At 56.3% G+C, this 12626-nt stretch carries 16 protein-coding genes; 8 read left to right on the plus strand and 8 right to left on the minus strand.

All coding sequences use genetic code 11. The features are described from left to right. Positions 1 to 284: 284 nt before the first annotated feature. The 3 genes from G9Q84_RS08375 to G9Q84_RS08380 all read right to left on the minus strand — a co-directional run bounded on the left by G9Q84_RS08375 (position 285) and on the right by G9Q84_RS08380 (position 1106). The gene (locus G9Q84_RS08375) at positions 285 to 524 is read right to left on the minus strand and encodes a hypothetical protein (protein WP_181643127.1); all 240 of its coding nucleotides are present in this window, start codon (positions 522 to 524) and stop codon (positions 285 to 287) included. After that, positions 521 to 652 (minus strand): hypothetical protein, encoded by a 132-nt coding sequence (locus G9Q84_RS29530; RefSeq protein WP_274602993.1) that lies wholly within the window; start codon positions 650 to 652, stop codon positions 521 to 523. Before G9Q84_RS29530 ends, G9Q84_RS08375 begins: the two co-directional genes overlap by 4 nt. A 253-nt stretch (positions 653 to 905) precedes the next feature. Beyond that, a complete protein-coding gene (locus tag G9Q84_RS08380; RefSeq protein ID WP_181643128.1) occupies positions 906 to 1106 on the minus strand; it encodes a helix-turn-helix domain-containing protein in 201 nt (66 codons plus the stop codon). Positions 1107 to 1222: 116 nt separating this feature from the next. Here G9Q84_RS08380 and G9Q84_RS08385 point away from each other — a divergent pair, with 116 nt between their 5' ends. Then, positions 1223 to 1762, plus strand: coding sequence for a hypothetical protein (locus G9Q84_RS08385; protein ID WP_181643129.1), 540 nt, complete (start codon positions 1223 to 1225; stop codon positions 1760 to 1762). Here G9Q84_RS08385 and G9Q84_RS08390 read toward each other — a convergent pair. Beyond that, positions 1755 to 2966, minus strand: a complete 1212-nt coding sequence (locus G9Q84_RS08390) for a phage integrase (RefSeq protein WP_181643130.1) — start codon at positions 2964 to 2966, stop codon at positions 1755 to 1757. The genes G9Q84_RS08385 and G9Q84_RS08390 overlap by 8 nt on opposite strands. A 447-nt stretch (positions 2967 to 3413) precedes the next feature. Here G9Q84_RS08390 and G9Q84_RS08395 point away from each other — a divergent pair, with 447 nt between their 5' ends. Then, complete coding sequence (locus G9Q84_RS08395) at positions 3414 to 4808, plus strand: MFS transporter (protein ID WP_122756353.1); 1395 nt, start codon at positions 3414 to 3416, stop codon at positions 4806 to 4808. A gap of 60 nt (positions 4809 to 4868) precedes the next feature. Here G9Q84_RS08395 and G9Q84_RS08400 read toward each other — a convergent pair whose 3' ends face one another. The 4 genes from G9Q84_RS08400 to flgA all read right to left on the minus strand — a co-directional run bounded on the left by G9Q84_RS08400 (position 4869) and on the right by flgA (position 7457). Then, positions 4869 to 5618: a flagellar brake protein gene (locus G9Q84_RS08400; RefSeq protein WP_032886767.1), complete on the minus strand. Its 750-nt coding sequence runs from the start codon at positions 5616 to 5618 to the stop codon at positions 4869 to 4871. Positions 5619 to 5714: 96 nt separating this feature from the next. Then, entirely contained in the window at positions 5715 to 6185 is a 471-nt protein-coding gene (locus tag G9Q84_RS08405; protein ID WP_032886768.1) for a flagella synthesis protein FlgN, read from the minus strand. Positions 6186 to 6233: 48 nt separating this feature from the next. Then, complete coding sequence (gene flgM / locus G9Q84_RS08410; RefSeq protein WP_095185680.1) at positions 6234 to 6551, minus strand: flagellar biosynthesis anti-sigma factor FlgM; 318 nt, start codon at positions 6549 to 6551, stop codon at positions 6234 to 6236. A gap of 141 nt (positions 6552 to 6692) precedes the next feature. Further along, positions 6693 to 7457, minus strand: a complete 765-nt coding sequence (gene flgA, locus G9Q84_RS08415; protein ID WP_099601981.1) for a flagellar basal body P-ring formation chaperone FlgA — start codon at positions 7455 to 7457, stop codon at positions 6693 to 6695. An 80-nt stretch (positions 7458 to 7537) separates the two neighbouring features. On the opposite strand from flgA, the gene G9Q84_RS08420 reads away from it, so the two are divergent. From G9Q84_RS08420 to flgE, 6 genes are all read left to right on the plus strand, one after another. Further along, positions 7538 to 8470, plus strand: coding sequence for a chemotaxis protein CheV (locus G9Q84_RS08420; RefSeq protein WP_095185679.1), 933 nt, complete (start codon positions 7538 to 7540; stop codon positions 8468 to 8470). A gap of 44 nt (positions 8471 to 8514) precedes the next feature. Continuing rightward, positions 8515 to 9342 carry a protein-glutamate O-methyltransferase CheR gene (cheR, locus tag G9Q84_RS08425; protein WP_032886774.1) on the plus strand — a complete coding sequence of 276 codons (828 nt, stop codon included), beginning with the start codon at positions 8515 to 8517 and terminating at the stop codon, positions 9340 to 9342. A gap of 312 nt (positions 9343 to 9654) precedes the next feature. Next, positions 9655 to 10062: a flagellar basal body rod protein FlgB gene (flgB, locus tag G9Q84_RS08430; protein WP_032886775.1), complete on the plus strand. Its 408-nt coding sequence runs from the start codon at positions 9655 to 9657 to the stop codon at positions 10060 to 10062. 3 nt (positions 10063 to 10065) lie between these two features. Then, on the plus strand, positions 10066 to 10509 hold the full coding sequence (flgC, locus tag G9Q84_RS08435) for a flagellar basal body rod protein FlgC (protein ID WP_032886776.1): 444 nt from the start codon (positions 10066 to 10068) through the stop codon (positions 10507 to 10509). A 16-nt stretch (positions 10510 to 10525) separates the two neighbouring features. Beyond that, the gene (gene flgD / locus G9Q84_RS08440) at positions 10526 to 11245 is read left to right on the plus strand and encodes a flagellar hook assembly protein FlgD (RefSeq protein WP_032886778.1); all 720 of its coding nucleotides are present in this window, start codon (positions 10526 to 10528) and stop codon (positions 11243 to 11245) included. 31 nt (positions 11246 to 11276) lie between these two features. Beyond that, positions 11277 to 12581, plus strand: a complete 1305-nt coding sequence (gene flgE / locus G9Q84_RS08445; protein WP_032886780.1) for a flagellar hook protein FlgE — start codon at positions 11277 to 11279, stop codon at positions 12579 to 12581. Positions 12582 to 12626: the final 45 nt, after the last annotated feature.

The following is a 12626-nucleotide window of genomic DNA, read 5'->3' on the forward strand; positions in this document are numbered from 1 at the left end:
GCCTCCCAACGGGCGACCTGGTGTGATGTTGGCGTAACCAAGCGATAACCTCTGCTGCAAACCATCTTTTCGCAGCTTTCACACCAGTGCCGCAGGGCTGCACACAGCTCGGAAAGTTGGTCTGAACAACGACCCTCCGCTCAACTGTGTGTGCCGACAGCTTTAGGTAATGGGCGATGTCCAGTGATGTCCACAGCTCGTCTCCCACTGCAACTGCTGGGCGTTGCAACTGTTGAATCAGTTCGTGGATCGAGCCAATCAGATCCGTCAGATCGATTTGCAAGTCACCTGACATGGTTTTCTTCCCGTAACTCAAGACGCGGCTTCGGCAGCTCATTCACCACGGACTGGATCACCAGAGAAATGTCCTCTCCAAGCACATCCAGAAATGAGGCGATCATCTGCGGAGAATACGTAGTTGACCGTTGCACCTCACCGAACAAAATGCTCATCAATGTGATGGAGTCCTGTGCACGCTCTAACTTGTGGAACTCATCTTCGGACAGGCTGTAGGGGCGATTCATTTGTTAATCCCCACGCGCCAGGCGCCAATGGTGCGAAGAGCTTCAAGATCGATGAGGAAAGTGGTCGATGAGAGCGTTAGCTGGCCGAGCGAGTGGCCGGCGCGATCAAACAAGCTGATGGTGATCATGCCAACACTCCTCTGACTGCAAATCCGCGATATGAAAACGATTGTTTCATTGCAGTTGGGTCGGGGCTGGCATACGTCTTCAGCAGGGGAGTAGAATTCAACGGTCGCATGGTTTTTTCCTCAAAGTTCTGTGCGGTGAGTCGGGTCAGTGGTCGAAACACTGACTCGGCACTTTTTCTTTCAGGCCTGTAATTACCAGGCCGAAATTTGATTTGAATCCCTTCGTTTGTTGGTCTCCCTGGCACTGTCGCCGTCACCTGGCGCCATCCTTCGCCACCCGCTCAATCCATGCCTTCAGCTCGGTCATCAAGATCAAGCGTCGACGCCCAAGCTTGAACGCTTTGAGGTCGCCTGAGGCAATCACTTCGTAAATCCCCGACCGTGAATGACTCGTCAGGCGTGCTGCTTCCTCAACGCTTACGGACAGCGAAGACGACGTTTCCGCATGGTTCATCTGCTTTCTCCTTGAATGACCTATGGGACTGTACGATACTGTCCCGGACGTAAACATATTATTTGTAAGTAACACGATCTGCAAGCATTTTGTTTGTAGACGTTTAAGGGTGACAGATGGCTAACCGCTCAAAAAAGGTCGTGCTTTCCGCAAGGATTGATCCATACCTCAAGGCTGCATTGGAGATGTTCTCGGCTTCGCAGAATCAGAAGATCGTAAAATTGCTGGAGACATTCCTGCATAACGGATTGGACGACATGAGCGTGGTGAGTCCCTTCCATAACCAGGCGAATGGAGGACGGGAAATCAGCTTCATGAATCTGTTCACCGCCATCTGGTCGGAGGATGAAGTGCTTTTCAAGGTGAGGGCAGGGGTGTTAGGGCCTACTTACGCCGGGGAAACCACGTGGCGGGAGGCGATGGTTGCTATTGGATGCGATTACTTCAAGGGCCAAACTGATCTATACGCAGATTTGAACGGGTATGCCGTAAAGAACGGCTATGCCCCTCCGTCGAGATACTTTGTGAATTTGGATTTGATACGGGAGGAATGGCCGTTGATCGAGGGATACGTTGCGTTCGTCGAGAACAACAAACCCTTCGAGCCGTCCTACGATGATTACAAAAAAATGAGGGCGAAATCGGAAGCTAAATGAGCTCCACTGCTGCTGCTTTAGAGCTTGGAGCCAAGTGAGCATAACGTAGCGTCATCTTGATATCGGAATGACCCAGCAGGTCACGCACTGTATTCAGTGGTACTCCAGCCATCACGAGACGAGATGCGAAATCATGGCGCATATCGTGCCAGCGAAAGCTGTCAATCTTTGCTCGTTCCAGAAGTTTAAGCCAAGCGCTTTTGACGTCCTCTAGCCGACCGCCTTCTTGGCTAGGAAAAACATACAGAGCCTTGCCTACTTGCTTCCTCCATTGACTCAGAACGCTTACCGTCTCTTTGTTCATGGGGATGTGCCTTGTGTCGCTCGTTTTGGTTGTGTCCCCGACAGCAGTAATCGTGCCTGTGTCGAAGCTCACTGCTGACCATTTCAAATCGAACAGCTCGCCCCGCCGCAAGCCAGTGTTCAGGGAGACCAAAACCATCGGTTTCAGGTGATCGGTGAACGGCACTTGCGACAAGCTTTGCATCTGTTGTTTGTTTCTATCCATCCGCCACTGGTTAGCGCTTTCTCGCTCTTCACGCATTTCGTCCTGCCTAGCATCCAGCGCCTCTCGCAGACGTTTGGCCTCGTCGTTGTCCAGGTAACGAACCAATCCCAACGAGTCGACTTTGAGCTGCTTCAGTTTGGCCATTGGGTGTGTGCCAATGTATTCCCACTCCACGGCCCTACTGAATACACCGCTAATGGAGCCCATCTTTCGATTCACCGTCGAAGCCTTGTTTCCTGCTTGCAACCAGCCGGTACGGATTTGCTCCAGGTCACGGCCAGATATTGCGTCAATGCGCTGAGGCATCACCGCGTCGAAGTTATTGTTCAGTGTATGCAGAGTCTTCTCATCGCCCTTATGGTGAGCCTTAAACCACGGCATATATGTATCGTCGATAAAGTCGCGTAGTGAGGGCAGTGTTGCACCCTTGCGGCCCTGGGTGACCGCTAGTGGCTCTCCAAGCTTGCGAGCTTCAGCTAGGTACTGTGTGGCTTCTTGGCGGGCCTGGTCGAGTGTCAGTATTCCAACGCGGCCCAAGGTTTTTTTGCGGCCTCGAGCCCAGGTGACTACATACGACTTGGCACCAGCGGCTGTGACGCGAACGAAAAGCCCTGTGATAGTTGTGTCGTGGATTTCGTACTCTCGTCCCGACACTTTCAAAGAAGAGAGCAGCTTGGCGGTTATCTTTTCTTTCACAAGGTTCTCGTGGGTGCAATATGGGTGCAATAACGACTATACGGAACCGTTTTTGGGGACGCAACCGGACGTAAATGCCCAGTGCAGGCGGGTTACTTCCTTTGTTTAGTAGGCCCGAGATATCCCTCCTAAGGGGAAGGTTGGCCGTTCGAACCGGCCCTGGGACACCAGTTCCAAAGCCCCGCACAGACTATTCTGGGCGGGGCTTTTTTGTGCGTGCTCGGTCTTTTCAAACAACAATCGAACCTTGCCGCCGATCAATGTTCACAGCAGGTGCTGTCGGGTATTTTTCGCGATGGTGTACCTCTTACGACGCCCCGTGTCGTCTGAGCTGTTCAAGCAAATTAATCCCCGGAAACAGCTCATACCGCCTGTCCGGAACCGGCCACCCAGGACTATCATGCCGATAGCCCTGTCTCTCACTGCAAGGAGCCGCTCGGAACGCCGATGCGTCAGATCTGGAAATCTTTTCGAGCCCTTTATTTCGCGTCCTTGATGATGCTGATCGGCTCTGGCCTGCTCAGTACCTACCTGGCCTTGCGTCTGGCGGCCGACCATGTCGACAGCCTATGGGTGGGTGCGCTGATGGCGGCCAACTACTTTGGCCTGGTTTTGGGCGGCAAGATCGGGCACCGCTTGATTGCGAGAGTCGGGCACATCCGTGCTTATGCCACCTGCGCCGGTATCGTCGGCGCGGCGGTGCTGGGCCATGGCCTGATCGACTGGTTGCCGGCCTGGATCGTGCTGCGGATGATCGTCGGCCTCGGAATGATGTGCCAGTACATGGTCATCGAGAGCTGGCTCAATGAGCAGGCGGATGCCAAGCAGAGGGGCGTGGTATTCAGCGGCTATATGATCGCGTCCTACCTTGGGCTGGTACTGGGTCAATTGATCCTGGTCATGCATCCCCAGCTTGGCCTTGAGTTGCTGATGCTGGTGGCGCTGTGCTTTGCCCTGTGCCTGGTGCCGGTGGCCATGACTCGACGTATTCACCCGGCGGCCTTACACCCCGCGCCGATGGAGCCGCGTTTCTTTATCAAGCGCGTGCCCCAGTCGCTGAGTACAGTGTTGGGTGCGGGGTTGATTGTCGGTTCGTTTTACGGTTTGGCGCCGCTTTATGCGTCCCAGCAGGGGCTCACGACGGAGCAAGTCGGCCTGTTCATGGGTAGCTGCATTTTTGCCGGACTGCTGGTGCAGTGGCCTCTGGGCTGGTTGTCGGATCGTTATGATAGGGCGCTGTTGATTCGTTGTTTTGCCTTGTGCCTGGCGGTAGCGGCCTTGCCGCTGGCGATCATGACTCAGGTGCCGCTGGAAGTGCTGTTTGTCGCGGGCTTCCTGTGTTCGCTGGTGCAGTTCTGTCTGTACCCGCTGGCGGTGGCGTTTTCCAATGACCATGTGGAAGGCGATCGTCGAGTATCGCTGACCGCCATGCTGCTGGTGACTTATGGCGTTGGTGCGAGTATCGGGCCGTTGCTGGCAGGCGTGATCATGAAGATGTTCGGCAGCCAAATGCTGTATGCCTTCTTCAGCCTGTGTGCGTTGATCCTGGTATGGCGCATCCGGCCGAAGGCGGTGACCAATTTGCATCAGGTGGAGGATGCCCCGCTGCATCACGTGGCGATGCCCGACAGCATGTCGAGTTCGCCGCTGGTGGCCGCGCTTGATCCACGGGTCGATGAGCAAGTGGTGCAGGAGCAGATGCAGAATGTCCCTGATCCTAATCCTGAGCCTGAGCCGGAAACTGATCCCCAGGCGCCAGTAGATGAGCCAGCCTTTGTCGGGCCGCCGGAACCTCTGGGGCCGGAAGAGCATCCGCATGACTTGAGCAGGGCGCGCCCCTGAAAGTAAAAACGGGCAGATCCCCAAAGGATCTGCCCGTTTTTTTACCGCGATCTTTAATGATTAAAAATCGTCGTCCTTGTCGAAGCGCCGCGCTTCTCGCTGCAGTTGATACACAAAACGTTCGACTTGGCGCTGCACCAGGCCACTCATATTGTGGAAGCGCACGCCGGCAAAGGTGGTGTTTATCTTCTCTTCGAAGTGCAGGTAACGCAGCTCGACCGAAGTGGTCATGCTGCCAAACGGCAGGGCGGCGATAAAGCGGTCGTAGACCTGGCCCAGTTGCAAGCGTTCGGAGATGTCGCCTTCAAAGCGCAGTTTGCAGCCGGTGGCGGAGATATCGAGCAATTTGCCGTTGACCGGCGCCTTGAGTTTTTCGCCGCCGAGCTCGATGTTCACCAGTTGTGCCAGCTTCAGCGCGGCGCGAAATGCATTGCGGCGCTGATGGTAGACCACCTCGTCCGGCAGGCTGCCGGTGTAGATACGGTGGCCATCTTTTTCGCTGATTTTGAGGTTGCCGGTGCTTTCCCAGGCGACGCGCACGCCGTCGTGGAAGCCTTCGATACGGAAGGGTTCGCCGTTTTCGAGGTGGCGTTCGCCATCACGGGGGATCATTTCGTCCAGCGCCAGCGTGCTGCTGTCACGGTTAACGTCCACCAGATAGCTCTGGAAGCGCTGGCTGCGCTCATGGAAGGTGATGATCAGCGGGTCATGGCTGTCTTGCAGCATCCGCAAGGTGCCTGCGATTTCCAGAGGCGTGGTGAGCACCTTGGGTGGCTGCGGCGCATCTTCCGCATTAAGGGCGTTGAACACGGTTCTTCCATCTCCAGACAAAATACGACTACACGCAAGAACCGGCATTTTGCCAGCATGTGGCGCGCCTTGGATAGGGCGCACAGTAAACTGGCGTCAGGCTTGGCTGCGGGTGCTTGGCTTGACCAGGCGCGAGGTTGATCCCTGGGCGTTATACAGTGCCGGCGGCTCTCCGCCGTGGAGTATGCGCAACTGGTTGGCGGTCGTGGCTTGCTGAAGCTGGATCGACTGACCGTTAAGCAGGTTGGCTTCCTGGCACTGGGCGAGCAATTGGTTGAGTTCTTTGCTCTGGCTTAGGAGCTGATCGCCGACCGAGGAGTGGCTGGCCAGCTGCGCCAAGCCGTCGTGGTCTGCCGGCAGGCCAAGGCTGATCAGGATCTGGCTGCGTTTTTTGCCGTGCTGTTCCAAGAGAACAATCAGCGACTGTTTGCGGGCCAGAATTTCTTCCAGCAACGGCATATCCCGGCCGTAAAGGGCCAGTGATTCCTCTCTTAGCAGCTCCAGCAATTGTTGCGTCGGCGCTAGATCATCAATGATCAGTTGCAGCAAATGTTCGTCGTGATGCATGGCTGGCCTTGGGTTTTAAGCGTCCAAAAGCCCTGCGCAGGCCTTTGCCTAGCGCTCGGCTTCGAAATTAAGCAGCTTGCTGGCTACACGGTTGCTGTCGACTTTATAGCTGCCATCGGCGATTGCCTGTTTCAATTCGGCCACACGGGCTTTATTGACCACGGGTTGATCGCGCAGCGAGTCAGTGACCTTCTGCAACTGTTGAGCCTCATTGCTCAGGTGTACGGATTCCCCGCTCTGGCTGGCCTGTTCTGCCTTGACGGGCAGCGCCGGGGCCTTGGTTTCTACGCTGTCCTTGGTGCTGGTGGTGCGCGTAGTGCCTGACGTCGTCGGGGCGTTATTCAAACGGCTGAAATCGATGACCATGATAAAAAAACCTCTGGGTATTTGGACGCTTGCCATGTTTTCGGCCATACCCGGACAAACTTTAGGCGCGAATGACAATAAATCTCCGCACGGGACTTCTCGTGCACAGTGTAGGAAAACCCAGCGTCCTGTACCAGTAATCTATAAAGCGACCTCGACTTGCCCTGGGGCTGTCACCCGCGCCTTGATCACGCGGTTGGAGTTGAGGTTCTTGACTCGAATCTGTTCGCTCATACCGCCGTTGGACAGTGCTTCGCCAGGCATTTTCACATTCAATCCTCCGCTGCTCGCGGAAATCACCACCTGATCGCCCTTGCGAATGACCTCGGCCTGTTCCAGATGCACCAGCGTAATCACCTGATCGGTGACCACTGGTCGGGTCAATTTCTGCCCGATGGCCTGGTCCACTGATGTGAGATAGCCCTGGTTGATCAGGCTGATGTCGCGTTCACGCAGCACAACGTCTTCAAAACCAATGATGCCGGTGCGTTTCAGCGGTCGGGCCACCACCACTACATCGCGGAATAGCTTGACCTGTGCCGGCACAAACACCGTCCAGGGCGAGGCGCCATCGCAGCGCACCCGCACCGTCACGCGGCCGATAGGCTGGGCAGGGCTTTCCAGGGTCGCTGTCAATTCCTTGTCGCACATAGGCATGCGCAGGCGCGGGTCCAACTGGTTGACCTGGATTTCATAACGCCCCGGTGTCTGGGTGGTCGCCAGATAATCTTCTACAGTGAACTCAAGAAAGCCCTGAGTGACGCCGATAAGTAGATCAGGCAAGGTGACGTTATCTGCGCGGGCCGTGGCGCCGAGGCAGAAAGCAAGCAATGCCACCGAGGCGCAGAGCAATCTGCGGTACTGTGGGAATCGAAGGCGTCGGGAAACTGTCGTTTTAATATCCATGGCCAATAAATAGCAAAGCTCGTGCCGTTTAGTGTTGGGTGCGCGTCGCACCTTCAAGGTTTTAGCGTAGGAGTCTGGGCATGGCAGGAGTAATGGATTCAGTAAACCAGCGCACACAGCTGGTAGGGCAGAATCGCCTGGAGTTGTTGCTTTTTCGCCTGGATGGCAAACAGCTGTACGGCATCAATGTGTTCAAGGTGCGGGAAGTGCTGCAATGTCCCAAGCTGACGATCATGCCCAAGTCCAGCCCTGTGGTGTGTGGCGTAGCCAACATCCGTGGCGCGACCATCCCGATTCTTGACCTGGCCCTGGCCACCGGTTCGGCTGGCCTGCAGGACCGCGAGAGCCCGTTCGTAATCATCACCGAGTACAACACCAAGACCCAGGGCTTCCTGGTGCGCTCGGTGGAGCGCATCGTCAACATGAACTGGGAAGAGATTCATCCGCCGCCCAAGGGCACTGGCCGCGACCACTACCTCACGGCGGTGACGCGGGTCGACAACCAGTTGGTGGAAATCATCGACGTGGAGAAGATCCTCGCCGAAGTTGCGCCGACCTCGGAATCGATTTCCGTGGGCGTGGTGGATGCCGAAACGGCGCATAAGGCGGTCTCGCTACGTGTGCTCACGGTGGATGACTCCTCGGTGGCACGCAAGCAGGTGACCCGTTGCCTGCAAACCGTCGGCGTGGAAGTGGTGGCGCTTAATGATGGTCGCCAGGCGCTGGATTACCTGCGCAAGCTGGTGGATGAAGGCAAGAAACCGGAAGAAGAATTCTTGATGATGATCTCCGACATCGAGATGCCGGAAATGGACGGCTACACCCTCACGGCTGAGATACGCAGCGATCCACGCATGCAAAAATTGCATATCATCCTGCATACTTCGTTGTCGGGCGTATTCAATCAGGCGATGGTCAAGAAGGTCGGTGCCGATGACTTCCTGGCCAAATTCCGTCCTGATGACCTGGCATCCCGGGTAGTCGACCGGATCAAGGCAGCAGATCACAGCTAAGGGCTTGTTGCCCTGGCGGTCTTACGATTTTAGAGGCGGTATCAGTGTCTACGGGTAATTTGGATTTTGAACAGTTCCGGGTCTTCCTGGAAAAAGCCTGTGGCATATTGCTCGGTGAAAACAAGCAATACCTGGTATCCAGCCGTCTTAACAAACTGATGGAGCAGCAGGGCATCAAGTCCCTGGGCGAGTTGGTTCAACGGATCCAGGGGCAGCCGCGCAGTGGTCTCAAAGAAATGGTGGTCGATGCCATGACCACCAACGAAACCCTTTGGTTTCGTGATACCTACCCCTTTGAAGTGCTCAAGAGCAAAGTGCTGCCGGAGGCTATCAAGGCCAGCCCGGGCCAGCGTCTGCGTATCTGGTCGGCAGCCTGCTCCTCGGGGCAGGAACCGTACTCTATCTCGATGTCCATTGATGAGTTCGAACGGACAAACATGGGTCAGTTGAAGGCCGGGGCACAAATTGTTGCCACTGACCTGTCCGGCACCATGCTCACTAATTGCAAGACCGGCGAGTACGACAGCCTGGCTCTGGGACGTGGGTTGTCCCAGGAACGCCTGCAACGTTACTTCGACCCGAAAGGGGCGGGGCGTTGGGCGATCAAGGCGCCAATCAAGAGCCGCGTTGAGTTCCGCTCGTTCAACCTGCTTGATAGCTACGCCAGCCTTGGCAAGTTCGACATGGTGTTTTGCCGCAACGTGCTGATCTACTTTTCGGCCGAAGTGAAGAAAGACATCCTCTTGCGCATCCACGGCACCCTCAAGCGTGGCGGTTACTTGTTCCTCGGTGCTTCCGAGGCGCTCAATGGCCTGCCGGATCATTTCCAGATGGTGCAGTGCAGCCCTGGGATCATCTACCAGGCCAAGTAATAAAGCGTACGCGGTCAAGAATGTGGGAGGGGGCTTGCCCCCGATAACGGTGGTTCAGTTGATGCATCTATCACTGATACACCGCTATCGGGGGCAAGCCCCCTCCCACATTTTTTTTGTGCGGCAATCCTCAGGATAGCGGCAAGCCGGATTGCCGCTTTACTGGCGCTACGCGGAGACCCGTTGCCGCTTTTCTGGCATTGCCGCCGGCAATATCCCCGTAAACCCTTGATTCATGGGCTTTTCAGAAACTGGCATGCGCTTTGCTATAACCCAGTTAACGAACAGCAGGTCAGCCTAAAGGTTTCCGCCATGAGCATCAGCTTCGATAAAGCGCTCGGTATCCACGAAAAAGCCCTGGGCTTCCGCGCCCAGCGTGCTGAAGTCCTGGCCAACAACATTGCCAACGCCGATACCCCGAACTACAAGGCTCGGGACCTGGACTTCTCCGCCGTGCTTGCCGCACAGCAGGACAAGACCAAGAACGGCACCTTCGCCTTGAACATGACCAACAACCGTCATATCGAAGCACAAGGTCTGAGCAGTGGTGACGAGTCGCTGCTGTATCGCACGCCGATGCAGCCGTCGATCGACCAGAACACCGTCGACGCCCAGCTGGAGCAATCGGCCTACGCCGAGAACTCGGTGAACTTCCAAGCCAGCTTTACGCTGCTCAACAGCAAATTCAAAGGGCTGATGTCGGCCCTTCGTGGAGAGTAAGCCATGTCCCTGTCCAGTGTTTTCAATATTGCCGGTAGTGGCATGAGCGCCCAGACCACGCGTCTCAACACCGTCGCCAGTAACATCGCCAACGCCGAGACTGTGTCTTCGAGCATTGACCAGACCTACCGTGCGCGTCACCCGGTCTTCGCCACCATGTTCCAGGGCGGCCAGAACGGCGGCAGCGATTCGTTGTTTCAGGAGCAGGGCGCAGCAGGCTCTGGCGTGCAGGTGCTCGGCGTGGTCGAAGACCAGAGCAACCTCGAAGCCCGCTACGAGCCGAACCACCCGGCTGCGAACGAAAAAGGCTACGTGTACTACCCGAACGTCAACGTGGTCGAGGAAATGGCCGACATGATTTCCGCCAGCCGCTCGTTCCAGACCAATGCGGAAATGATGAACACCGCCAAAACCATGATGCAGAAGGTCCTGACCCTGGGTCAGTGATAAGGGGCGCCAAATAATGGCCATCGTTGATACGTCTACTAATTCGGCAGTCCAAGACCTTTTCAATTCCAAGGTCAGCACTGCAACAAACAATGTCGCGAGTACGGCTGCTGCTGCTACCGGCAATCAGTCGTTGGGTAAAGATGCATTCCTGCAGCTGCTCGTCACCCAGCTGAAAAACCAGGACCCGCTGTCGCCTCAGGACAACGGTGCATTTGTGGCCCAACTGGCCCAGTTCAGCAGCCTGGAAGGCATCAACACCCTCAACGACTCGGTGAATGCAATCTCCAGCAACTTCAGCTCCTCCCAGGCGCTGCAGGCTTCGTCGCTGGTTGGGCGTTCGATCATCACCCAGACCGACAAGGCCCTGGTGGATACGAGCAAGAGCATGAACGGTTCGGTAGCTGTGACTGCAGCCACCGGCAACGTCGCCATCAAGATCACAGACAAAGATGGCAACTTGGTGCGCACCATTGATATGGGTGCCCAGAGCGCAGGCACCGCGAGCTTCATCTGGGATGGCAAGAACGATGCGGGTGAGGTGGCTCCAGCGGGCACCTACACCTTCGCGGCCACGACCAAGAATGACGCGGGCGATTCAGTGGCCCTGGCCACTTCGTTGCCGGCAACGGTGACCAGCGTGACTTTGAGCAAGACCGGTGGCGAGATGCTGCTGAACCTTGCGGGTGGCATGGGCAGCGTCAAGCTGTCGCAAATTCAGACTATCGGTACATAGAGCCGGCTAACTACGGCAGAGGGAGAGAAACATGTCTTTTAATATCGGCCTTAGCGGCCTCTATGCGGCCAACAAACAATTGGACGTGACTGGCAACAACATCGCCAACGTCGCGACCACTGGCTTCAAGTCGTCCCGTGCGGAATTCGCCGACATCTACGCCGCGTCCAAATTGGGCACCGGCCAGAACAGCATCGGCAATGGTGTGAACCTGGCGGCGGTGTCCCAGCAGTTCACCCAAGGTGACGTCAACAACAGCGGCGGCGTGCTGGACATGGCGATCCAGGGCGGTGGCTTCTTCGTGCAGAAGGGCAGCGACGGTTCGCTGGAATACACCCGTAGTGGTGCGTTCCGTGCCGACAAAGACGGCTATATCACCAACAACACCGGCACTTCGCGCCTGCAAGGCTACGCAGCGGATGAAGACGGCAAGATCATCAAGGGTGGCTTGACCGACCTGCAACTGAACTTGTCTTATCTGCCGCCGAAGGCGTCCACCAAAGTGGATTCCACCAGTAACCTGAACTCGTCGGAGCCGGTGATCAATCAGACCGACAAGCCGTTCAACCCAAGCGACACCACCACCTTTACCACTCAGTACAGCACCACCTTGTACGACTCCCAAGGCAACTCGCACGCCATGGTGCAGTACATGGTGAAAACCGACGCCAACGAGTGGAATGCCTACACGTTGATCGATGGTCGTAACCTGGATGGTTCCAAGCCGACAACGACCGGCACCACTGCACCTGTGCCATCGACCATCACTTTTGATGGTGCCGGTAAGCTTAAAGATGTTGTTACCGGTGGCGTGAGCAGCAAGACATTGACGCTCACTGGCTGGGTCCCAGGATCGGTGACCGATGGCAATTGGACGCCAAACGAAGCGACCGCCGGGCCAATTGCCGTGAATATGGGCAATATCACCCAGTACAACTCTGCCAGCTACCGCAACCCACCGACTACCGACGGCTACGCCACCGGCCAGATCACCGGCCTGAAAATCGACGGCAACGGCGTCATGTTCGCCACGTTCAGCAACCAGCAGAGCAAGGCCATTGGCCAGATCTCCCTGGCCAGCTTCAACAACGAACAGGGCCTGCAGCCTGCGGGTAGTACCGCTTGGAGAGAGACCTTCTCCTCGGGCCAGCCGGGTTACGACACCCCGCAATCCGGGACCCTGGGTTCGATTGTGGCCAACTCCCTGGAGAACTCCAACGTCAACCTGACCAACGAGCTGGTAGACCTGATCAAGGCCCAGAGCAACTATCAGGCGAACGCCAAGACCATCTCCACGCAGAGCACCATCATGCAGACCATCATTCAGATGACCTGATGCGGTAATGCTCCACAAGAAGCCCCTCGTGAGAGGGGCTTTTTT

The organism is Pseudomonas sivasensis (assembly GCF_013778505.1).
GTDB classification, from domain to species: Bacteria; Pseudomonadota; Gammaproteobacteria; order Pseudomonadales; family Pseudomonadaceae; genus Aquipseudomonas; species Aquipseudomonas sivasensis.